Origin of the sequence: Paenibacillus rubinfantis, assembly GCF_001486505.1 — a bacterium.
GTDB lineage: Bacteria > Bacillota > Bacilli > Paenibacillales > Paenibacillaceae > Fontibacillus > Fontibacillus rubinfantis.
In genome coordinates this window covers 79,028-101,612 of the sequence record NZ_LN909064.1, presented here as the reverse complement: position 1 = coordinate 101,612, position 22,585 = coordinate 79,028, and the positions used below count along the sequence as shown (strand labels likewise).

The 22,585-nt window shown below is 54.7% G+C and carries 16 protein-coding genes and 1 other RNA gene; 5 read left to right on the top strand and 12 right to left on the bottom strand.

Annotated elements, in window-relative coordinates; all coding sequences use genetic code 11:
- Positions 1-3 precede the first annotated feature (3 nt).
- The 4 genes from BN3277_RS08885 to BN3277_RS08875 all read right to left on the bottom strand — a co-directional run bounded on the left by BN3277_RS08885 (position 4) and on the right by BN3277_RS08875 (position 2,471).
- Positions 4-360, bottom strand: coding sequence for a type II toxin-antitoxin system RelE/ParE family toxin (locus tag BN3277_RS08885; RefSeq protein ID WP_059041921.1), 357 nt, complete (start codon positions 358-360; stop codon positions 4-6).
- Between the two features lie 133 nt (positions 361-493).
- Positions 494-857, bottom strand: a transfer-messenger RNA (tmRNA) gene (gene ssrA / locus BN3277_RS25015).
- A gap of 176 nt (positions 858-1,033) precedes the next feature.
- Entirely contained in the window at positions 1,034-1,513 is a 480-nt protein-coding gene (gene smpB, locus BN3277_RS08880; RefSeq protein WP_059041920.1) for an SsrA-binding protein SmpB, read from the bottom strand.
- Positions 1,514-1,616: 103 nt separating this feature from the next.
- A complete protein-coding gene (locus tag BN3277_RS08875) occupies positions 1,617-2,471 on the bottom strand; it encodes a MurR/RpiR family transcriptional regulator (RefSeq protein ID WP_059041919.1) in 855 nt (284 codons plus the stop codon).
- A 187-nt stretch (positions 2,472-2,658) separates the two neighbouring features.
- Between BN3277_RS08875 and BN3277_RS08870 the strand changes: the two genes are divergently transcribed.
- The 4 genes from BN3277_RS08870 to BN3277_RS08855 are packed head-to-tail and all read left to right on the top strand — an operon-like array spanning position 2,659 to position 6,990.
- Positions 2,659-3,546: a DUF8171 family membrane protein gene (locus tag BN3277_RS08870; RefSeq protein ID WP_059041918.1), complete on the top strand. Its 888-nt coding sequence runs from the start codon at positions 2,659-2,661 to the stop codon at positions 3,544-3,546.
- Positions 3,539-5,389, top strand: a complete 1,851-nt coding sequence (locus tag BN3277_RS08865; RefSeq protein ID WP_059041917.1) for an ABC transporter ATP-binding protein — start codon at positions 3,539-3,541, stop codon at positions 5,387-5,389. Before BN3277_RS08870 ends, BN3277_RS08865 begins: the two co-directional genes overlap by 8 nt.
- Positions 5,364-6,185 (top strand): energy-coupling factor transporter transmembrane component T family protein, encoded by an 822-nt coding sequence (locus tag BN3277_RS08860; RefSeq protein ID WP_059041916.1) that lies wholly within the window; start codon positions 5,364-5,366, stop codon positions 6,183-6,185. The genes BN3277_RS08865 and BN3277_RS08860 overlap by 26 nt, the downstream gene beginning before the upstream one ends.
- Before the next feature lie 19 nt (positions 6,186-6,204).
- Positions 6,205-6,990, top strand: coding sequence for a PHP domain-containing protein (locus BN3277_RS08855; protein ID WP_059041915.1), 786 nt, complete (start codon positions 6,205-6,207; stop codon positions 6,988-6,990).
- Positions 6,991-7,041: 51 nt separating this feature from the next.
- Here the strand turns inward: BN3277_RS08855 and BN3277_RS08850 are convergent, their stop codons facing one another.
- From BN3277_RS08850 to rnr, 8 genes are all read right to left on the bottom strand, one after another.
- A complete protein-coding gene (locus BN3277_RS08850; RefSeq protein WP_059042697.1) occupies positions 7,042-8,847 on the bottom strand; it encodes an acid phosphatase in 1,806 nt (601 codons plus the stop codon).
- 266 nt (positions 8,848-9,113) lie between these two features.
- Positions 9,114-10,874: a glycoside hydrolase family 2 gene (locus BN3277_RS08845; protein WP_059041914.1), complete on the bottom strand. Its 1,761-nt coding sequence runs from the start codon at positions 10,872-10,874 to the stop codon at positions 9,114-9,116.
- A gap of 22 nt (positions 10,875-10,896) precedes the next feature.
- Complete coding sequence (locus BN3277_RS08840) at positions 10,897-13,329, bottom strand: family 43 glycosylhydrolase (protein ID WP_059041913.1); 2,433 nt, start codon at positions 13,327-13,329, stop codon at positions 10,897-10,899.
- 45 nt (positions 13,330-13,374) lie between these two features.
- On the bottom strand, positions 13,375-14,214 hold the full coding sequence (locus BN3277_RS08835; RefSeq protein ID WP_059041912.1) for a carbohydrate ABC transporter permease: 840 nt from the start codon (positions 14,212-14,214) through the stop codon (positions 13,375-13,377).
- 37 nt (positions 14,215-14,251) lie between these two features.
- The gene (locus BN3277_RS08830) at positions 14,252-15,145 is read right to left on the bottom strand and encodes a carbohydrate ABC transporter permease (RefSeq protein WP_059041911.1); all 894 of its coding nucleotides are present in this window, start codon (positions 15,143-15,145) and stop codon (positions 14,252-14,254) included.
- A gap of 88 nt (positions 15,146-15,233) precedes the next feature.
- Positions 15,234-16,625 (bottom strand): ABC transporter substrate-binding protein, encoded by a 1,392-nt coding sequence (locus BN3277_RS08825; RefSeq protein ID WP_187380051.1) that lies wholly within the window; start codon positions 16,623-16,625, stop codon positions 15,234-15,236.
- Between the two features lie 139 nt (positions 16,626-16,764).
- The gene (locus BN3277_RS08820) at positions 16,765-17,835 is read right to left on the bottom strand and encodes a GntR family transcriptional regulator (protein ID WP_059041909.1); all 1,071 of its coding nucleotides are present in this window, start codon (positions 17,833-17,835) and stop codon (positions 16,765-16,767) included.
- Between the two features lie 476 nt (positions 17,836-18,311).
- Entirely contained in the window at positions 18,312-20,609 is a 2,298-nt protein-coding gene (gene rnr, locus BN3277_RS08815) for a ribonuclease R (protein ID WP_232436392.1), read from the bottom strand.
- Between the two features lie 273 nt (positions 20,610-20,882).
- Between rnr and BN3277_RS08810 the strand changes: the two genes are divergently transcribed.
- Entirely contained in the window at positions 20,883-22,517 is a 1,635-nt protein-coding gene (locus BN3277_RS08810; RefSeq protein ID WP_059041908.1) for a methyl-accepting chemotaxis protein, read from the top strand.
- Positions 22,518-22,585: the final 68 nt, after the last annotated feature.

Below are 22,585 nucleotides of genomic sequence, written 5' to 3'. Positions count from 1 at the left end.
CTTTCATTTTCTAGACAACCAATTCTCCATCCTTCTTTTAGCAATTTCAATTTCTCTCATGGGTGTTTTTTGAGTTGTCTTTGAGAAATGGTGCAATAAAACAAATTGATTGCCACTCCAACCGAAAAATAAAATACGATTATTTCCAGGACGCAACTCCCATATATCACCAGAGATACGTTTCGTAAATTTCTCGCCCGCTCGCGTCCCTTTATCTTCTAACCTATTCAAGCAATAGATAATCTGCTCTAATTGAACTCTCGCATGCTTATTATTTGAGGCCGATTCATCTAGTTTATCCATAAAAATTTCGACTGGCTTATTACCAGCCTCATCTTCATAAAACAATATATTGTACAAGGTTGCCTCCGACTTTTAACAAGTATACTCACTAGTCGTTACTATTATAACATATAGGTCATATTGCCGCATATCCTCTTAGGGTACATTTAAAGCAAAAAAGCGACCTATCACGGTCGCTTTTCTCATGGGTTGGTGGAGGCGAGGGGAGTCGAACCCCTGTCCGAAGGCAACGCCACATAGGTTTCTACGGGTGTAGTGACAGATTTGATGTCACCCTAGAGACTCCCTGTCACCGGATTCCCTTCGGGTCAGCCTGATTATCTTCTTCCGTTGACCCCAGGCGGAGACCAGACGGCGTATCCCACTAAAGTTGGGCCCTATTCCCGGCACATGGGCGATGCAGGGATAGAGCTAGCTCACAGGTTATTAAGCTGCGAAAGCTAAGTTGTTGTTTTGTTTGCCGTTTAATTGGCTTTAGCGTTGATGAAGTGGACGCGTCCCCACTACCCGCTACCCATGCTCGATCTACCCCCGTCGAATCCATAAACGCCCCCGAATTAAAAAGGGTGCTGGATCATGGTGTAGCCTGCAAGGGCCTGCTGTTGTTCGCATCACAATTCCTTCTCCATATCAGGAACGTGATCCTCTCTTACATTCATTAGTATACCATGTTTGCCTTACTTCATGTTTATGGACTTGATGGAAACGCTGGGAACGAATTCGCCCCACTTTATCTTGCGACCTTCTGCTTCTCGCGCAGCGCCCGCTGAATATCACGCTGAGCATCGCGCTTCGCAGCCGTGTCGCGCTTGTCGTATTGCTTCTTCCCTTTGCCCAGGCCCAGCAGCAGCTTCGCATATCCGTTGCGGATGTAAATCTTGAGCGGTACGATCGAATACCCCTCTTGCTTGGATAAGCCCAGCAGCTTGTTGATCTGCGCCTTATGCATCAGCAGCTTGCGCGTCCGCGTCGGGTCGAGCGGATTAAACCGGTTCCCCTGTTCGAACGGGCTGATATGCATGTTGTGGATATGGATCTCGCCGTTCCGGATCGTTGCGAACGCATCCCCGATGTTCACCCGGGCGTTCCGAATCGACTTGATCTCTGTGCCGGTCAGCACCATGCCCGCTTCGTAGGTATCTTCGATGAAATAGTCATGGGAAGCTTTTTTGTTCTGCGCCAGCACTTTACCGTCACTTTTCTTACCCATGTTCTCACTCTCCTCTGAATCCCCCACAGGGCAGTTTACCAGACATTTATTGTACCAACTTAGGCGGTCAAAAGCAAGGATGAGCGCCCTCTATCCACCAAGCTCAAGCCTTCCCCCGCGGCAACTTCTCGGCATACCTGGCCCGCAGTTCTCCCAAGTACTCCAGTTTGGCCAGCACCTTCTCTTTATTAAGCAGCCCGATGCTTAAGATCATCTGCTCGATGAGCAGCAATGGCGTCACCATTGAATGGAATTCCCCCAAGTCTCCCCGGCTCACGTAAAAAGCCGCATCCACCTGCGCCCCATACCGGAACTCCTCGCGGTCTGTCACCATCACCGCTGAACAGCCGATCCGCTTGACGCAGTCGAGGATCACCTCGGTCTCCGGCAGCAGTCGGGTGAAGTTGAACAGCAGCACGACATCCTCCCGCTGCACATGCGCGAGCGACTCCAGCAGCTCATGGCCGCTGGCCGCCATCATCCGCACCGACATCCCGAATCGGGACAGCCGGTAAAATAACAACTCTCCCAACGCCACGGAAGGCCCCGGCGCGTAGACGTAGATCCGTCTGGCTCCTGCCATCAAGGCGGCGGCATGCTTCAGTTCCTCCGGGTTGGTCCGCTCCGCCGACTCCCGCAGGTGAAGGCTCGTTTGCTCCAGCAGCTTCAGCGGCAAGCTCGACGGATCGAGCCGGGAGATGGTCGCCTCCAGCTTATGCGCCGGGGTCGTATCGATGGCCTGGCGAAGCCGCAACCGGAAGTCCTTGCCGTTCTCGTATCCCGCCGACCGCCAAAACCGCGACACCGTGGCAATGCTCGTGCCCACCCGATCCGCCAACTCCTGCTCGGTCATGAACAGCGCCTCGTCGGGATGCCGCTCGATGAAATCGGCGATTTTTTGATGGCCAGGGGAGAACTTCACTTGCTTCGCAAAAATTTGATTCCGATACTTCGACATGGGCTCCGCTCCTTAGGATCTCGTTCTGTTCTTCCCCTATCCTAGCAGCCAATTGTTATGTAAATTTATTTACATCATTTTCACTATGTAAAAAATATTACAATCCGTTGACATACACCCACGCCTCATTTAATACTCGGCCTCTACACTTTGGGAAGAACGACTCATTAAAGGAGGTTTTCCCTTCATGAACCGTAAAACCCTGTACACCCTCACGTCCTCGCAAAAAATGATGATCTTCGTCCTCTCCATGTCCCTGTATGGCTTGTCCAACATGTTCACCGAGCTCATCCCCGAGTTTCGCCTCGGGCCCATCGAGCTCTCGGTAGAATACTTCGCGTTTATCCCGCTCACGTTGTGCATGCTGTTCCATCCGCTGTACGCGGCAGTCGGAGCGGCGCTCGGCGAAGTGATTTTCGGCGAGCTGATGCTGGGACAATTCGGCGGACTCGGCGAGCTGGAAAAATTCCTGACCTTCTCCTTCGCCATGTACGTCGCCGGGCGGATGGTCCGTAACCCGCAAAACCGCCTGCAAGTCGGCACCGCCGCCATTACCGGCGTTATCATCCACCAACTGTGCAGCAGCCTGGTCGACATCGGCAAAGTCTGGATCGGCGTTGAAGAATTCGAAGCCGTGCCCGGGCTGGCGCAAAGCGTCGTGATCGTCGAAGGCGTGGGCTTCCTGAACGATGTGCTGTTCTCCGGCATCCTGTTCGCCCTGCTGCCTACCCTCTACCTGGTTCCTAGACTCTATGGAAAAATCGAACCGCTCCTTGGCATCAAACCACGCGACAAATCCACCAAATACGAAGCCGCCGGCGTCATTTCGCCGAAGCTGGTGTTAAGCGGGATCGCGCTGGCGCTGATCGCTTTCGGCGCGGAATCGCTGTCCGAGACGGACTGGAACTTCGGCGAGTGGGACAGCGGCTTGGCCGACCGACTGGGCTCCGGAGCCATCTGGCTTAGCATCGCGGCTGCTGCCGTCGTAGCTATCATCGTGCTGCTGATCCTGCGGGCCAAGCGGACGCGCAGCATCCAGACCGGGGACGAGTCCGAGAACCTGCCATATGCTTAAGACGAACAACGCATCCCGCAGCCCCGTGATCGAAATTCGCAACGTATCGTTTACTTACCCGGGCTCGGAGCTGCCCGTACTGAACCAGGTGAACCTGACGATTGAATCGGGCTCCTTCACCGCCATCATCGGCGGCAACGGCTCCGGCAAATCAACGTTATGCAAGCTGCTCAACGGGCTGATTCCGCATTATTATTCCGGCGACTTCGAAGGCGAGGTGCACATTCACAGCCAATCCACCGCGCAAAAAACCGTCGCCCAACTCTCCCGCCACGTCGGCTATGTTTATCAGGACTTCGACAACCAGCTTGTACGTCCCACTGTGCTGGACGAGGCCTGCTTCGCCCCGCTGAACTACGGGCTGCCCGACTACAAGGATCGGGCGCTCCACGCTTTGGAGCTGTGCGGCCTCACCCATTTGCAGCAACGCTATATATGGGAGCTGAGCGGCGGCCAAAAGCATCTACTCGCCCTGGCCGGAGCCCTCTCGCTTGGCGCAGAGATTCTGATCGTCGACGAGCCCGTGTCCCAGCTCGATCCGAGCCATGCCCGGCAGGTCTACGAAGTGCTGCGGGAGCTGAACCAGAACCACGGCAAGACGATTATCGTGATCGAACATCATTCGGAGTTTATCGCCGACTACTGTCAGGAAGTTTGCTTGCTGGATCAAGGCCGGGTGCTGTGGAAACGCACGGTCTCCGAAGCCCTGAACCGCCTGGGCGATCTACAGCGGCTAGGCATTCAGCCGCCCGAGGTGACCCAGACCGCGGCCTACTTATCAGCCTTACAGGACACCAATGGTTCTATACGGCGGAACCCCAACGAGAAGCAACCCCAGCAGGCGATTTATCCGATCACGACCGAAGCCGCGATCCCTTATTTTAAGCGGCAGATTCTGACTCTACCGGATGAAACGCCTGCCCCATGGGCCAGCCCCCGTTCTCTATCCGCTGATGATGAGCATCAGCCTGATTATGACCAACGGAACCCCGTCATCCGGTTCAACGGCGCTTCCCTCAACTACCGCACGATCCGCAAAGCGGAGCGGACCGTGCTGCACGGCATCGACCTGACGCTTTATGAAGGCGAACGGATCGCGCTCATCGGCAACAACGGTGCGGGCAAGTCGTCGCTGTTGAAGCTCATCGCCGGGATTGCCAAGCCATCAGACGGCAGCGTCGCCGTCCTCCAGCAGGATACCCGCAGCATCTCCATCGAGCAGCTGTCGCGGGACGTCGCCTTTGTCTTCCAGAACCCGGAAGACATGTTCATCGAGGACAGCGTGCGCAAAGAGATCGCGTATTGCCTGAAACGGCGCGGCTACCCGGACGCGGACGACACGCTAAGGCGTATGCTGCACAGCTTCCGGCTGGAGTCGCTGCAGGACCGCGACGCGCGCCTCCTGAGCGGCGGCCAGCAGCGCCGCGTCTCGCTCGCCATCGGGGCGGCGATCCGGCCCGCGATCATGCTGCTCGACGAACCGACGGCCAACCTTGATCTGGCCACTCGCGAAGAGCTGCTGGGCACGCTGGAGGAGCTAAACCAGCACGTCCGCACGGTGCTGATCGCGACGCATGACATGCAGCTCGTCCATCGCTGGGCGACGCGCGTCATCGTCATGCACGACGGCCGGGTGCTGGCGGACGGGACGGCGGCGCAGGTCTTCTCCAGCCCGGAGCTGATCCGCCGCGCCGGACTGGCGCTAACGCAAAGCATGGAGCTGTCCGCCGCCCTCGGACTCCAACCGCCATGCGGATCGCCGACCGAGCTGGCCGACCGCCTATACCGTATCTTCACCGGAAAGGAGAACCACCCGCATGCAGCTCGTCCGCAACTGGTTTAACAAAATCTCGCTCGACCGCATCCAGCTCGAATTAATGAACACGGCCTACGGCAGCGGCTATGCTTCCCTTTCCCGGCTGGATCCGCGGGGACTCCTGATCTGGTATCTGTTTTTTGCCATCGTCCCTTGGTTCCTTAACAGCTACATCGTCCTGGCCGGGATGTGCCTGTTCGTCATCATCACGACCGTATTGTCCCGGGTCACGCCGTTTATCATCCTCGTGCTCTGCCTGGGCTTAATCGGACAGGTGGGTTGGCTGTTTATCATTTCCCTGTTCTTCGGAGGAGACATCTCCTCTGCCCTACCGCTGCTCAAGCTTACGCTTAAGCTGTCCATCGTCTCGCTCGCCAGCATCACCGTATTCTCCGGCATGGATCCGGAAAAAATCAGCGACGGCCTGCTCGCCCTGGGCGTCCCCGCCGCCTTCTCGTTTAGCTTGTCCTACGGCTACCGCATTCTGCCGGTGTTGTTCGAGGAGTTCCGCAACGTGCTGCTCTCCTACCGGCTGCGCGGCAAAGCGCCCGAGCGGCACGGCGTCCTTTACTGGCGGCTAGGCGCTTATTATTTGAAGCTATTGGTGTACGCTTTTTTCCCGCTGATGTTGGCGACGGCCAAGCGCTCCCGCACCACCGTAGAAGCGTTGGAAACGCGCGGTTTCTCGTACGGCATGAACAACCCCGCCGCCAAGAAGCTCAAGCTGTCGCATTTGAAGCTGCAGCGGCGCGATGTACTTTTTCTAGGCGGATCGGCGCTTTATGTAGCGCTATTGTTCTGGACTTCCGCTACTCTTAACTAACCAACAAGGAGTTGTTTTGATGCGCATCGACCTGCACACCCACGCCAAATTATCCAAGGCCACCGATTTCTCGCCGGCCTATTATAAGGAAATGATTGCCGAAGCCAAGGCGAACGGGCTGAATGCCCTCGCTTTGACGGAGCATTTTAATACGCGCAACTTCCATGAGGTGTACGAGAACCTCGACCGCCTGTACCCTTTTAATGGCGAATACTACGAGGCCGATGGCCTCCGCATCTTCCCCGGGATGGAAGTGGATATCCGCGAGACCGGCCATATTCTGCTGATCGGGCGCAAGGAGCCTATTCTGGAGGTTCGCGGGGCACTGGCCCCATATACGGAAAAAGGCTCCTTCATCCCCTTCAACGAGCTGATGACGTTAGCCGAGAACTACCCGTTGCTCAAAATCGGCGCGCATCCGTTCCGCGTCTCCACCCCGCTTCATCACCTGAAGCCGGAGCAGCTGCGGCGGTTGGACGCTTTTGACCTGAACGCCAAGGATATGTACGAATACGGCAACGAAGTGAATCGCGCCAACGTCGAACGCTTCGCCGCCGAGCTCGGGAAGCCGGTGACCGCCGGGAGCGACACCCATCAGTGCCTGCAATACGGCAGCCTGTACAACGAGCTGCATCATCCCTGCGATTCCGTCGCCGAGTTGAAGCAGGCCATCTTAACCGGGGCCTACGAGCTCCGCGTTGCCGACAGCCTGCCCCTTCAGGTCAAAGCCTCTGTCATGTTGAAGAAGCTGCTGAAACGCCTAGCCCAGTTGGAAGAGCCCACCCCCACGTTGGCCGATGCCTAAAAATAACCAGCCCTCGGAGCCAACACTCCGGGGGCTGATCTTATCTCACCATTACTTCTTCGTAATCAACAACTGCACGCTATGTGCGTTATAGATCGTTTTCGCTTGCGTTTTCGCCGGCAAGCCGTTCACTTCAACGGAAGCGAAGGCGCTTTTCGCATCATACTCGCCGCTCGTGATCACCGTAATCCGCTGGTTCTCCGACAGCTCCATGCCGCTCAGATCCACCCGCAGCTTGCCGCCATACGTGGCGTTGCCTTTAATGCGGAGCGGTCCGCCATCCGATCCGGCTAAAGCCAGCTCCAGCGTCCCCTTCGACGTTTGCTTGAAGTTGCCGGAGACGATTAGCTCGCCGGGAACGTTTTTGCGCAAAATCCCGCCGTTGTTCACGACATGCCCGTTCCCCCAAGCCGTTGCCGAGCTGCCGATCAACGTGCCTTGCTCCAGCTGCACTCCGCCCAGGAACGTATTGTTGCCCGTAAGCTCCAACGTCCCGGTTCCTTGCTTGATCAATTTCCCGTAACCGGAGATATCGTTACGCCATTGGTCAGCCGCGTGGAATCCGCCTTTCGCCGCATCCATCGTTACCGTGACATCATTCACGAGAGCCCCGTAACCATCCGCCGCCGCAAACAGATTCAGACGGCCCCAGCCTTCTTCATCGTCCAACAGCGGGTAGCCCGACGGCAGTCCCGTCGTCGCCAGCACCCAGCGGCGTTGCGTATCGTCCAGATAAGGCAAGCGCGTTTCCAGCAGCACTTCGGCCCCTTCCGGTACCGTCATGGCTTTGCCCTGCTCGTGAATCAGCGGAAAATCGTACGTCAGCCGCTCGGTGAATTTCTGCTTATTGCTCTCGTAATCGCTATACGGATCCGTGCCCGTGCCCACTTGGTTCAGCAGCGTCGTATGGGCCTCCTGGTAGGCCGCTTCCTTCAGGCTTTGATTCTCGGGATCGTTCAAGATCGCGGCGGATAACGCCGTAGCCATCACCCGTCCCCCCATCACGTCCAGCGGAGAATGCATCCCGGCCACAATGCGGTCATGGCCCAAATCGGAGGCGCGTGTCAGCAGCTCCTGATACCGCTCCGGTACGGCGTAAGCCATGGCGATGGCCGCCAGGTACGCAGCGTTGGTATGTCCGCTTGGGAATCCGCCGTCATTGGTCGGATCCGGATTTTTGGCCGGAACCAGCGTCGGTAGTACGCTAACCTCCTCGCTCCAACGGAACGGACGAGGGTATTGATAATACCCTTTGGACGGATTCGTCGAGGAATAGTTCCCCCGCAACGTTTTCACCAGCTTCACCATGTTCCCCAGCTTGGATTCAGGATCGCCTTCGCCCGTTCCTTTATCGTCATATTTGACCTCGGTCGCATCCGCAGGGATATCCAGGATCGTGGTCTTCGCCCCCGCCAGTTGACGATACACGTCGGCCAGCGGACCCAATCCGTCGATCACGCTGTAGCTTTGATTGCGCCGGTCATCGAGATACGCGGCTTTCCCTTCGGCCTCCGTACGTTTCGTCGTGATCTCAACAACCTTCTGAATATTGGCGTTTAGGACCGTTTGATTCAACACCGTGCCGCCATCCCAGGTCTTCCCTGGGGTCCACAGTTCGAGATAACCCGAGAGTACCTTTAGAGCCGGGTTGGATTCAACCGTTGCATTCTCCTTCACGTTGTTCTGGTACCGATCCACAAAAGCCCCCGAAGACGCCTCAACCGGAGCCACGCTAGAAGGGTACACCTGAGCCTGAGCGGAGACGTTCGCACTCGCCACGCCGGCGCTGCCCAGCGGACTTGCCATCGCCAGCGAGAGAAGTAGGGTGGATACGATGGTTGTTTTTACCTTGTTCATGATGTAGATCATTCCTCCTTATCAATTTGTTTGCAAGACACACGGCCGCAAACCCACCTTTCCTACTGTAGGGGACAAATGTTAAGCGAGTGTTTTCGGAAGGTTTGGCCAACGTTAATACTGATCTAATTTAATTTATATGATCGTTAATCTTCCAACAGCACACAACCCCGGAAGAAACTGGGACAACACGCGCCGCTCAACCCAAAAAAAGAGGCCCGCGGTCCATGCCGCCAGCCTCTTGATTGGGGTTCTGCTTATAAAACCTATTCCAGATTAATCCGCCGAATTGTCTCGATCGGCACCTTCGGCTCGCGCGACTCCGTTAACAAGCCGTTAACCTCCTGCTGCACGTCGGTAATTTGCGTATAGCAGTAGCCGCAGATGGAATCGATCGACTTGATCGCTTTCGTGATGCTTTCGAACCGTTCGATAAACGCCTCGTCCCCGTTCACCTGGTTGCCGTACCCCCAGCCGGATTCCGATTGGAAAGCGATCCCGCCGAACTCCGTTACAAGAATCGGTTGACCACGGTAGGCGTACCCTTGAGCCATCGCATACTTCCAATTGTTGAAGGAGATCTTATTGCCGGTGACCGCCTCCATGTCCTTGTACCGCTCCAGGAAGCGGCTTCCCGATTCCTCATAATCATGCAGCGTTAAAATGTCCGAAACCGTATGCTCCCACCCGTCGTTCGTCACCACCGGGCGATATGGGTCGATGGCTTTGGTCAGGTGATAAATGCCTTCGGTAAACTTCTGCTGCTTCCGGTCGTGTAAAATATTCGCGACACCCCAAGACTCGTTAAAGGGAACCCAGGTAATAATACTCGGGTGATTATATTGCTGGCGGACGATTTCGACCCATTCCTTCGTAAACGCCTCGACCGCCCGATCATTAAACTCGAAGGTGGCCGCCATTTCCGACCAAACCAGCAGCCCTTTCACGTCACACCAATACAGGAACCGAGCATCTTCGATCTTCATGTGCTTGCGCACGCCGTTGTAGCCCATCGCCAGGATGCTGTCGATATCCTTGAGAATCGCCTCCTCGGAAGGTGGCGTCAAATGCGAATCCGGCCAATACCCCTGATCCAGGATCAAACGTTGATAGATCGGCGTATTGTTCAGCAGCACTTTGCCATTTTCGATGGAGATCTTCCGCATCCCGAAATAGGAGTACACATGGTCAACCACCTGATCGTCCCGGTATAAAATAAATTCCACATCATACAAATTCGGATGCTGCGGCGACCACTCGCTGAACTTCCACGGTCCTCCGGCTTCATGCAGCAAGCTGGCATCCACGCGGATCCAAGGCCGGTCGATGGCTAGACGCAATCGTTTGACAGTTTTCCCTTTCAGGGAGATAACAGTTTCCAGCTCCAGTTGGCCGCCCGTCAAGTCGCCCGCCACCTGATATTCAAAAGCCACCGTCCGTTGATCGTAATCGGGCGTGATCTTCACAGCATCCACATGCGCCGAGTCTACGAATTCCAACCATACCGTTTGCCAGATCCCCGTGGTTTGCACGTAGAAGCATTCGAAGCTTTCGCTCTGCCAGCGTTGCTTCCCGCGAGGTTGGGTGCAGCTCTCGCTGTCTTCCACCTTCAGCGTCAGCACGTTTTCGCTGCCGAAGGTGACGTACGGCGTGATATCAAAAGAGAACGCGGCATAACCGCCCTCATGCTGCCCGACGTAAACGCCGTTCACCCACAGCTTAGCCCGGTAATCGACGGCTTGAAAGTGAAGCATCGCCCGCCGCCCCGCCGCATCAGCCGGGAGGGTCAGTTTTTTCTCATACCAGACCTGGGGGTGGAAGCTCTCCTCTCCGATCCCGCTCAGTTTGGTTTCGTACGTAAACGGCACCCGGATCTTGCGATCAGCCTGCAGATCCACGTACCATTTCTCCCGTTCGCCGAGATTGCCATCGTCAAAGCGGAAGTCCCACTCTCCATTGAGATTGATCCATTGTTCCCTCACCAATTGCGGTCTGGGGTAATCCTTGATATACATATGGGTTGTCATGGGTTTACTCCTTTTCCTCTATCTATCTGGTCTCATTCACTTGCATCTCGCTAAAGCGGAACGTCGAACCGATACTCCGAAGCCCTACTCTTCCATGGAAAAAAGGATCGGAGTCCGTAAAATCAATAACCGGTTCATCCGCCTCGCCCCAATAAACTTGAATCCGGGAACCGTTCATCACCACGCGCAGCGTGTAGGTCTGTCCAGGTTCCATCTCGGCGTGACCGCTGCTCACCGCCAGCGAATCATAGTTGAGCTTCAACAGCTGCAGCTGTCCGTCGGTCAGGCTGATCGCGTAACCCATCGCCGAGTCCTGGACCTGATGCTGGAAGTAGGACTCGTTGGTCGTGCGGACAAACACCTGGCCTTCCCCACTCAAGCTCTCTGGAATGCCAACTTGCACGGATAACTCGTAATCACCCCAAGCGGCATCTCCCACAAACAGGCGATCATCCGCGATCCCGCTTCCTTGAAACCCGCCGTCAATCGCTTCAAAAGCCCCGTAGATCTCCTCGGCTTCCACCGCGTCCAGCAGATTTCCCCCGGCCTTCGGCACTTTCGCCGATGCATAGAGATTCAATTCCCTGAAGGCAATCTGGCCTTTCAGCAGTTTGATTTTTAGCGTATGGTAGCCTTCCGGAAGCTCCATCGTCCCAAGCTGGATCGTTTTCCATCCCGGCTCGGCATCTGCCGCAAGCTTAAAAGTTTGCTTCTGCTTCCCGCTGCTCACCTCAACCATTGCCGCTTCCTCCGTGGTCAACAGGCGCATCGTTAAGCCGTAGGTTCCACTTTTAACCACGTTTATCTTATAAGACAGCCAATCCTGTTCCTGCTTCAGCTTCACAAAATAACTGCGATCCTCCGCCAACCCGATGGAAACTCCCTCTGCCTTACGGTACTCCACCTCAGCAGCGGAATCCGCCGAGTTCACTTGGAACCCACGGCCGGGCTCCTTCAAATAATGAACGGCATCCACCGTCCCCGGAATCGGCTTATACACCTCGAAATCGCTGCTCCCGTTAACATCATTAGAGAAAGCTGTGTACGAATACGAAGGATCAACCTGGAACGCCGCGTAGCCGATCCGGCCCGTAACGCTCGCCTGCACGGGGAGGTTAAACTTCTGCATTTGGTCAAAATACACGCGTACCGCACTTCCGTCATTTTCCACGCGCACCGTATGAAGCTTCGTGTAATCGAACTCTTCCGGCAATTGGAGGCTGTCGAGTGGATGTACCTGTCCTTCGCGGACCTGCATTACGGACAACTCGCCGTTCGCCGGTTTTAAGCGCGCCGACCAATAATTTTCCGAATCGGTATACGAAAAAATCGCCTCCACATACGCCTGCTCCTCATCCGTCAGCTGCTTTAGGCTCAGGTTGTACTCGGCGGTAAACCCGGCGGTTGTTTCCGCCTGGCTTACCCATCGGCTTGTGCCGTCCACCCGCGTCTCCATATCCCAGTTCGCCTCAGCTTCCGGCTGATCCAAGCGGCTGTGGAAATCCGCTTGCTTCGGCACCGGCTGCGCGGTATTCGTCGGCCCCAACACCTCCATCCGGTCGCCGTTAAAGACGAGGCGATCGATATCCATTTGCCGAACCGGCGGGCCCTCCGCGGAGCGGCCAACCAAATTGTGATACACCATATAGTAGGAATCCAGATCCGGCCCCATAAAGCTGGAGCTGTGGCCCAAGCCCACAAAGGAGCCGGACGTGTGAATGACCAGCGGATTATTTTCCGGTACCTGATAATTCCCGGTGGGGTCGTCGTGGGCGACGGCATAGTTGATCCGATAGCCTTTGCTGAACACGTGATTTCCGGTGTAGGTCATATAATAAGTGCCGTTTCGTTTGATAATGGTCGAGCCTTCCGTCCAGTGGCCGAGAAACGCGTTGGTCGTCGTCCCAAAATCCATCGTGTAGGGATCCGTCATCGGATGAATGACAATGCCCTGATCGCCTGCATGCGTGAAATACCACTGGCCGTTATCATCAATAAAAACCGAACCGTCGATACTAAGTCCCAAATTCTCCGTCTGGACCTCGAACGGCCCTGTTGGACGTTCGCTCCGTAACACATAGTGCCCGTTCCCGGCGGGCGAAGTGTACATATAGAAATAACCGTTCCAATACACCACTTCGGGCGCATACGCCCCCGTCGTAATTGGATCCTCGGTCACCAGCCCCTCGGGGGTCCAATGTATCAGGTCCTCCGAGCTCCAGCCTTTGATCCCGGGCCGGCCGTCTTTCGTGCTGCAATAGAGATAATACATTCCGTCGTGGCGAAGAATATAGGGGTCGCCGATTCCGTAATCCTCCCATTCCTCGGGCAGGGTAAAAGGGTTCTGATAGGTTGGATCCTGTTTGCTATACAATTTGACCTTCACCTCTTCGTTCGAGCTGCATGATGTGAGAATAAGAGCCATCCAGACGACAGAACACAGAGCTGCCAGCATCCACTTCTTCCTACTCCTGGGCATGTGCTGTTCCATGTTCGCTTCCTATCCCTTCAACCCGCTGATCGCCAGCGACTCGACAAAATACTTCTGGCAGAAAAAGAACACCAGGATGACGGGAACCATAGCGATCACCGAAGCCGACATAATCAACGGATAATCGGAGTTACTGATATACATCGATTGAAGGGAAGCAATCATGACCTGAATCGTTTGCTTCTCCGGCGTGTGCAGATAAATCAAGGGACCGAGGAAATCGTTCCAGATCCCCATGAAGCCTAGTGCCGCTTGAGCGGCGATCGCCGGTTTAGCGATTGGCAGGGCGATTTGCACGAAGGTGCGAATAAATCCGCTCCCGTCCAGCTTGGCAGCTTCAATCAACTCAGTCGGAATCGACCCTTGCATGAATTGGCGTAAAAAGAACACCACCACGATGTTGCCAAACAGCCCGGGAACGATCAACGGCAGCAACGTGTCCACCCAATCCAATTCGGAGAACCCGATAAATTGCGGGATCATCATCACCGAATACGGAATCATCATCGTACCGAGCAAACACATAAAGATCGTTTCTTTAAACGGAAAATCCACCTTAGCAAACGCATAAGCCGCCATCGTGGAGACGAATAAACCGATCGTCAAGACAAAAACCACGATCGTCGCGCTGTTCAGAAACCCGTGCAGAATCGGCGCCTCGGCCCAAACCCCTTTGTAGTTGGCAAACGTGGCGGGATCCGGGATCCATTTGGGCGGAAGGTCGAACACATTTTTCTTCTCCTTGAGGGAGGTGGACAGCGACCAGGCCAGCGGGGCCAGCATGATAATGGAACCAATGAGTAAGATCAAAACATTGATGCTAAGGGTAATTCGACGTCTCAGCAGCATAAACACGCCTCCAATGCTAAAATCTCAGAACGCTTTCCTAGTCGTTGTATATCCAACGTTTGGACAAACGGAATTGGAGCAGCGTTAAGATGAAGATGATAATGCCTAGTACCCAAGCTAACGAACTGGCGTAGCCCATATTGAAGTATTCGAACGCATGCTGGTAGATATAGAAGACCACCGTCGCCGCGCTGAATTCGGGTCCTCCGTCCGCCGCCATCACATAAATCTGGCTGAACGCCTGGAACGTCCCGATGACGCCCATCACCACGATATAGAAATGGATATTCGACAGAAGCGGGAACGTAATCCGGGTGAATTTCTGGAACCCGTTCGCCCCATCCACCTCGGCCGCCTCGTAGTAGCTTCGGGAGATCGACTGCAACCCAGCCAGATAAAGCACCATATTGCCCCCGATGCCGCCCCACAGCCCCATCAGGATCAGGGAAGGCTTGATCCAACGCGGATCACCAAGCCAGTTGGGTCCGTTAATATGGAACCCATTCCATAACATCTGATTTAACAGCCCGTAGTCTTGGTTTAAAATCCATTGCCACAAGAGCGAGACTGCGATGATCGGCGAGATCACCGGGATGTAATAGATCGTCCGAAATACCGAAATCCCTTTGATCTTCTGATTCATGAGAATGGCCAGCAGCAGCGACAATACCATGCCGAGCGGAATGCCAATCAGCATAAACACCGTGTTAAACAGCGATTTATATACCTTTTCATCCTTAAACAAGTCCACGTAGTTGGCCAATCCGACAAACTTAGGGGATGAAACCATGTCCCACTGGGTTAAGCTTAGAACGGCCGAAGCGACTAACGGTGCAAGCCCGAAGATCAGGAATCCGAGCAGCGGCACTGCAACGAACCCGTAAGCCCACAGGATCTCCTTGCGCCGAAAACCGGGGATTTTATTGGTCATGACCCTCTTCCTTCCCGCGAAAGAATTAAGAGAAGGTGAAAGCAGTACGCGCCTGGCTTCCACCTTCCTTTGTAGATGTTATCCCGAATTACTTGTTCGCTTTGTCATACAAATCTTGCAGCTTCGGTGCGATCTCTTTGACCCATTCCGCCGCCGTCTGCTTACCGTTCCACACTTTGCTGGCCTCTTGGTTGAAGGTATCCAGCCATTGCGTATCCTTCGAACCGTATTCCACCGGTGGATGTCCGTAATCGATGATGTCAAGGAAGACCTGCTTGTGCTCCGGCGCTTTACCGTTATTCAGATAATCGTTGGTCGCCATGTCGATCAAGTTCGGTACGGCCTGCCCCATCTCCATGTTTTGCTTCTGACCCTCAGGGTCCAGGGACAAGAAGGCAGCCAAGTTAAACGCCTCTTGCGGATGCTTGGATTTGCTGGAAAGCGCAAAGCCCATCGATCCCAGCCAAGTGGACGTTTTCCCCGTGTTCGGGCTGGCCGGCCACGGCGCGATATCCCAGCCAAAAGGCAGATCCCAGAAAGCCGGTTGATCCCAAGGCCCCAGCGGGAACATACCGATTTTGCCAGCGACAAAACGCGAATAGCTGTTCATCGCCTTCTCATCGTCCGCGGAAGGGCTGACATGATGCTTCAGATTCAAATCGGCGATAAATTGCATCGCTTCGGCAAACTCCGGCGTATCCACCTTGATGGTACCGGTCGTATAGTCGATGTAATCGCCGCCGTTGCCCCATACCGCAGCTTCCAGCGGGAAGCCCGCTCCACCGAAAATATCGGATTTGCCGTCGCCATTCGTATCCTTCGTGACGGCTTGAGCGGCCTTCAGGTAATCGTCCCAAGTCCAACCGCCCGGCTCCGCCGAGGGATATTCGGCCCCTGCTTCATCAAAGAGGTCTTTGTTGTAGGCCATCGCCCATGGGCCCACGTCTTTAGGAAGCCCGTACAAGTCTCCCGTTCCCAGCGACTCCCCGTCATACCGATAACGGTCGAGCGCTTGCTTCCAAACGTTGTCTTGAGCGAATAACTCCGTGTTGTCCAAATAGGTTTGAATGTTCAGAATCGTACCAGCTTCCGCATATTTGTAGAAGGCGGGTCCGGACAGATAGAAGATATCCGGCGCTTTGCCCGAAGCGACCAGCGTCGTGAGCTTCTGGTTGTATTCGGCCGGCGGCACGCTTGTGTAGTTCACTTTCACATTGGGGTATTTAGCTTCAAAGGACTTGATTAATGAGGCAAAAATCTTCTTCTCGTTGGGATCCCCATGACCCATAAAGGAAATCTCAACCTTCTCATCCGAAGCGGCTTGCTGCCCGTTCGAAGTGTTTTGATTCTGGTTTGCCGGTTCCTTCGAGGCATTGGCCGAGTTGGCATTGTTGCCGGATCCGCAACCTGTAAGCGCTACCAACATGGACATGACCAAAGACACCGCAATGATTGCCAAGCGATTGGTTTTCACGTGCATAACCTCCCTATTGAATTGGCCTGAATAGTGAATCGCGATTACGAATGTTGGGTGTCTGCGTAGGATGTAACCGCTTTACATTTGCATTTTAGTATATCCAAATAGATATTAGTATACTTTATTTAGTATATAATATATTTTATATGATTAATTCTACGGGTACCGTGACTCTGCGCGGATTTGAAAGACTTTCCAACTGCTCCAACAAACATTCCACAGTATGCTTGCACATCGTCTCGATATCCTGCTGCACGAAATGAGCCCCTGGACGCCCCGGCTCGTCGAAGCCAAAGAGGCCAAATTCCTCCGGCACCTTTTTATTCAACCGTTGCAGGGCTTGATAAGCAAACTTCGTCAGCTGCGCATTCATAACGAAGGCCGCCGTAATCTCGGGGTGGGCGCGGAAAAATTCATAGATCATCGCTTCGCCGTTCCCGTTATGGATATCGTTGATATTCAGAACGCACCATTGGTTTTTGTTGATCGGCAATTGGTTCTGATAGAAAGCCCGTTCAAAGCCGGCGGCGCGGTCTTCCGTTACAGTGTTCGTGATCACGGGCGAAATCAAGGCGATTTCCCGGTGCCCCTGGTCCAGCAAGTAGCTGACGGCGTCGAAGGTTCCCTTTTCGTTGTCCGCACTTACGCTGTAGGTCCGAATATCTTTCAGGTAACGGTCAATTAGCACCAGCGGAAACTTATCAATCGACAGGCGCAAAATATCCTCGTTATAGTTCTCCTCTTCCGTCGGAAAAATCACGATGCCCTTCACACCGTTGCGATGAAAGGCTTCAATCGCTTCGCTTTCGTTGCGTTGCGATTCCCGCGAGATACTCAGCGTGAGTTGATACCCCGACGCCCAGGCAAACCGCTCGATATTGTCGACGATCCGCTGCTCCACCTTGGTTTGCAACGTAGGGATAATCAAGCCGATCGTTCCCTTGCGGGAATGGTCCATGCGCTGCGCGGCACTGGCCGCGTTCAAATAACTCCACACCTCGTTATTCACGAAAGTCCCTTTGCCTTGATGCCGCGTCAGGATCCCTTCGTCCGCCAGGCCGATCAACGCATTTTTGCTGGTGATTTGGCTGACATGGTACTCCTCGGCCAATTCCTTCTCCGACGGAATCCGGTCTCCCGGCCGCAGCTCCCCGGCTTGGATCCGCTCCTTGATATCATCCTGAATCTGTTTATATAAGGGCAGATTTTTCAAATCAGGCCACTCCCATCTTATCCAGATATACTATATATACTTAGTATATTGTTTATTTGGATTTTGTCTATGAGGAAGTCATGAAGCCACTGTAGGAAACAGCCGTTCGTAGGGAGCTGCCCCCTGTGGATCAAGTTAGCCACGCATATGGCCTGACCGCCCCTCGTGCCGCCAGAAACGCGCGCCGGGAGTAGCGCGCATGGACCGCATGGACCGCATGGACGGAATGTGGATTGCACGGAATCAGCGAAATAACTGCGTAAATGCACTTATTTCCTCGCAAACGGGGCTCAACCGGCTAAATAGATGCGTAAATACAGTTATTTTCTGCGATTTTTGAGAAAATCGGCTTTTTCCTTGGAAATACGTGCATTCTTGCAGCTATTTGAGGTTAATGCCAATAATCCGCGGAAATAGCTGCACTCCTGCAGTTATTTCCTCCTCCGGCCCAAGCCTATCGAACAAAAAAAGGCCGATCAGGAACACTCCTGATCGACCCTCTTCTCATGCTGCCGTGCTGCCCGTGGCTCGCTTATTTCTTCTTCTTGCGGACAAACGCGGCGGTGGCGTTCCCGCCGCCGCTCTTGCCCTTGCCGCCCGCCGCGGCCTCCGCCGCCGCCGTCAAAGCCTCCGCGCCCGCCGCCGAAATCCCCGCGCTGCCGCGGCTTCATATCGACCATCTCAAAGTCGATCGTATGGTCGTCCATGTTCACGCGGGCCACGCGGATCTTAACCTCGTCGCCGATCCGATAGATCTTCGACGTCCGTTCCCCGATCAGCGCCATATGCTGCTCGTGGAAATGGTAATAATCATCCGTCATCGCGCTAAGCCGGATCAGCCCTTCCACCGTGTTCTCCAGCTCGATGAACATGCCAAAGCTCGTGACGCTGCTGATAATGCCCGGGAATTCCTCCCCGACCTTATCCAGCATGAACTCCGCTTTCTTCAGCTGTTCCGTATCGCGCTCCGCCTCCACGGCAATCCGCTCCCGCTCGGACGATTGCTGCGCGATGTCATGCATGCGGCTGGCCAGATACTCCATCCGCGCATCGATTAACGTCCCGCCGCTCTCGGCCACCTCGCGAATGACCCGGTGAATCACCAGGTCCGGATAACGCCGAATCGGCGACGTGAAGTGCGTGTAGAACTCCGCCGCCAGGCCAAAGTGCCCGGTGCTTTCCGCATCGTATTTCGCCTGCTTCATCGAACGCAGCATCATCGTGCTGATGACCGTCTGCTCCTTCGTGCCCTGGATGTCCTCCAGCAGCGTTTGCAGCGAGCGCGGATGCACCTTGTTGCCCTTGCCGCCTTTGACCGCATATCCGAAATTGGCGACAAACGCCATGAAGTTCATCAGCTTCTCTTGATCCGGATCCTCGTGAATCCGATATATAAACGGCACCTTCAGCCAATGAAAATGCTCCGCCACCGTTTCATTCGCCGCCAGCATAAATTCCTCGATGATCTGCTCGGCGATCGAACGCTCGCGCTTCACGATGTCAACCGGCTTGCCGTTCTCATCGACGATCACCTTCGACTCTTCGAAATCGAAGTCGACCGCGCCGCGCCGCATCCGGTTCGCCCGCAGCTTCAGCGCCAGCTCCTTCATCAGCTGGAACGTCTCTACCAGGTCGGCATACCGTTCCGTGACTTCGGGATCTTCCCCCTGCAGGATTTTACGCACATTCGTGTACGTCATCCGTTCCTTTGTGCGGATCACACTCGTGAAGATGTCATGCTTCACAACCTTCATCTGCTCGTTAAATTCCATTTCGCAGGACAACGTGAAGCGGTCCACCTTCGGATTCAATGAGCAAATCCCGTTCGACAGCCGGTGCGGCAGCATCGGAATGACACGGTCCACCAAGTACACGCTGCAGCCGCGGTTATAGGCTTCCTGATCGAGTTGGGAGCCCTCCTGCACGTAATATCCAACGTCGGCGATATGCACGCCTAGCTTGATATTCCCGTTTGGCAGGCGCTCGACGTTAACCGCATCGTCCAGGTCCTTTGCATCCTCGCCGTCGATGGTCACGATCACCTTGTCGCGCAAATCCCGCCGCCCCTGGCGAACGATATCCGCCTCATCGATGACATCGGGCGCTTCCTGCGCCTCCGCCATGACTTCGTCCGGGAACGCCTCCGGCAGCTGATGCTTGCGAATGATCGACAGGATATCCACGCCCGGATCGTCCTTGTGTCCTAGAATCTCAATGACCCGGCCAACCGCTGCGGACCGTCCCTCCGGATATTCCACGATTTCGGCCACGACCTTCTCGCCGTCAACCGCCCCGCCAAAACCTTCCCGCGGGACAAACAGATCCTTGTTGATCCGCTTGTCATCCGGAATGATAAAGCCAAACGATTCGTTGTTCTGGAAGACGCCGACGACCTGGGTAATGGCACGGTTGACGATGCGCACGACCTCGCCCTCCAGTTTGCCGCCGCCCGCGCTTTTCGAGCTGACGCGCACCAGTACCGTGTCGCCGTTCATCGCACTTTTTAAATCATTGGCATGGATGTAGACGTCCGGGTGGTCGCGATCCTCCGGGATCAGAAACGCAAAACCCTTGGCATGGGCCTGCAAACGACCGCGCACCAAATCCATCCGTTCCGGCACGCCGTAACGATGGGTACGGGTTAATATAATCTGTCCTTCCTGCTCCAACCGGTTCAGCATCTTCAGGAACTCTTTGAACTCGCCGGCATCCGTGATGCCGAAATGCTCCTCCAGCTCCTGGTACGTCATCGGTTTATACGCGGTCTCCCGCATAAAAGCGAGCAGCTCTGCTTCTGTGATTAATTTCAAATGATTTCACCTCAAACCCGGCCTGTCCTATCGGTGCCGGGGTGTTATTTTACATCGGATTTCCATGATATTCCTCTATCCGTATATCCCCTAGTATACACGAATTTCGCCGTCGGCATCCGTTTTCGCCGGGGGATCCGTGAAATCGCATGGATTTCATGAAAAAGGCTTAATTTTTATGAAAATGATGCCGACAATATAATGGAGGAATTCCACGAATTAGGAGAGGGAGAAGGTATGGAGAACAATAGCATTCTGCAACGACGTAATAAGTTATTCGTCAAAATCATCTGGGGAATGGTCGCCCTCGGCGTCCTGACCGACATCATGATTCAAGTCGACAGCAAAGTCCTGTACACCTTGATCATCGTCGGCGGAATCTGCTGCTCCATCGCGACCTACATGACTTACGCCAACAAAGGAACACGATATGTCATGTTCGTCATTCCCGTCATCACCTCGCTGCTGACCTTTCTGTTGATCTATCACGATCCGGATCCGATCGTCAGTACATATCTGCTTGTCTATGTGTCGATCGGGATCATGACGTTGTATTCAAACTACAAGCCGATCATTTTATCGGGTGTTTTGGGTATGGGAATCACGGTTTATTTCTTCAACGTTCCCTTCTACCACGATAAATTATTCCCCCGGGAGTCGCTCAGTTATCTATTGCTGTTCCTGGGATTTCTGACCGTCGCTTTAGCTTTTGCAGCCCGGTTTAGCGAGCGCCTGCAGAAGGATGTATTAGCCAAGCAGCAGGATACCGCTGAGGCCAAACGCCGCAGCGACGAGCTGCTGACGAACTTACAGTCTTCGCTGGACGTGCTGGGACGCCTAAGCACACAGCTGCGGGACAACGTAAACGTGACCGGCTCGATCTCCAAGGAGATCACAACAACCTTTGGCAGCGTCTCCTCAACGCTGGAACGGCAAACGTTAGGGCTGCAAGAAACAACGAAATCGGTGCAGGAGGTTGGTGGAGCGGTGGAGGTGACGGCTGAAATCTCGGCCCAGCTTCAGGATCTGTCGACCAACATGCTGCAAAATACCGAAGCCGCCGGCGCAAAAATGCATTCCTTATCCGTACATATTGAACATCTGCAGCAGGTCATCGCCGGCACAGTTACGCAAATGCAGAAGCTTCGTGACCAGAATGAGCAGATCAGCCACATCGTGGAGACGATCCATGGCATTTCCACGCAGACGAACCTGCTGGCCATGAATGCCGCCATCGAAGCGGCTCACGCCGGGGAACACGGCAAAGGCTTTGCCGTCGTCTCCATGGAAATCCGCAAGCTGGCGGAAAATTCGCAGAAAGCGACCCAAAGCATTAACGACATTCTGGCGGACGTCATCGGGCAAATCAATAACGTCGCCGAGCAGATTACGCTGGGCTCTACCGCGATCCATACGGGACAGGAGGAAGCGCAGGAAGTTCAGAGCTATGTGGAGAAGGTGTCCGATAATGCTCGCACCGTGAACCAGCAATCCGATGAGGTCGATCGTTCGGTACGGCAAATGCAGGATCGATACGGCCGCATTATGGCAGAGATCATGGAGCTGGCCGAAAGCACCGAGCACAATATGAGTGCAGCGCAGCAAATCTTGGCCGGGATCGAAGCCCAGGATGGCAAAATCCACGAGATTGTTCAGCACTACCAGGATCTTGATGCGCTGATTCTCTCGCTGTCGGTCACCGCCGCAGGGAAAACCGAACAAGAAGCTAAGCCAAACGCAAGTGCTAAGCCGGTACCGGTAGGGGCGGTACCTTCTTCTTCGGTACCTGCAGTCCCGGAGGCAAAAGCGACTCCCGAATCAGAAGCTTCGCTTCCGTCGGAGGCGGCCAAAGAACCTGTTGCCATCGGCTAATCCACGCTCAAAAGGCTTGCCCGTGATATGCTCCCCCTACGGTAGACAGGTGAAATAATAAAACCTGT

Excerpts from the sequence above, each read along its gene's own strand:
- smpB (WP_059041920.1), bottom strand. The coding sequence starts at position 1,513 with ATGGGTAAGAAAAGTGACGGTAAAGTGCTGGCGCAGAACAAAAAAGCT.
- BN3277_RS08875 (WP_059041919.1), bottom strand. The coding sequence starts at position 2,471 with ATGTCGAAGTATCGGAATCAAATTTTTGCGAAGCAAGTGAAGTTCTCC.
- BN3277_RS08870 (WP_059041918.1), top strand. The coding sequence starts at position 2,659 with ATGAACCGTAAAACCCTGTACACCCTCACGTCCTCGCAAAAAATGATG.
- BN3277_RS08865 (WP_059041917.1), top strand. The coding sequence starts at position 3,539 with ATGCTTAAGACGAACAACGCATCCCGCAGCCCCGTGATCGAAATTCGC.
- BN3277_RS08860 (WP_059041916.1), top strand. The coding sequence starts at position 5,364 with ATGCAGCTCGTCCGCAACTGGTTTAACAAAATCTCGCTCGACCGCATC.
- BN3277_RS08855 (WP_059041915.1), top strand. The coding sequence starts at position 6,205 with ATGCGCATCGACCTGCACACCCACGCCAAATTATCCAAGGCCACCGAT.
- BN3277_RS08850 (WP_059042697.1), bottom strand. The coding sequence starts at position 8,847 with ATGAACAAGGTAAAAACAACCATCGTATCCACCCTACTTCTCTCGCTG.
- BN3277_RS08845 (WP_059041914.1), bottom strand. The coding sequence starts at position 10,874 with ATGACAACCCATATGTATATCAAGGATTACCCCAGACCGCAATTGGTG.
- BN3277_RS08840 (WP_059041913.1), bottom strand. The coding sequence starts at position 13,329 with ATGCTGGCAGCTCTGTGTTCTGTCGTCTGGATGGCTCTTATTCTCACA.
- BN3277_RS08835 (WP_059041912.1), bottom strand. The coding sequence starts at position 14,214 with ATGCTGCTGAGACGTCGAATTACCCTTAGCATCAATGTTTTGATCTTA.
- BN3277_RS08830 (WP_059041911.1), bottom strand. The coding sequence starts at position 15,145 with ATGACCAATAAAATCCCCGGTTTTCGGCGCAAGGAGATCCTGTGGGCT.
- BN3277_RS08825 (WP_187380051.1), bottom strand. The coding sequence starts at position 16,625 with ATGCACGTGAAAACCAATCGCTTGGCAATCATTGCGGTGTCTTTGGTC.
- rnr (WP_232436392.1), bottom strand. The coding sequence starts at position 20,609 with ATGCGGGAGACCGCGTATAAACCGATGACGTACCAGGAGCTGGAGGAG.
- BN3277_RS08810 (WP_059041908.1), top strand. The coding sequence starts at position 20,883 with ATGGAGAACAATAGCATTCTGCAACGACGTAATAAGTTATTCGTCAAA.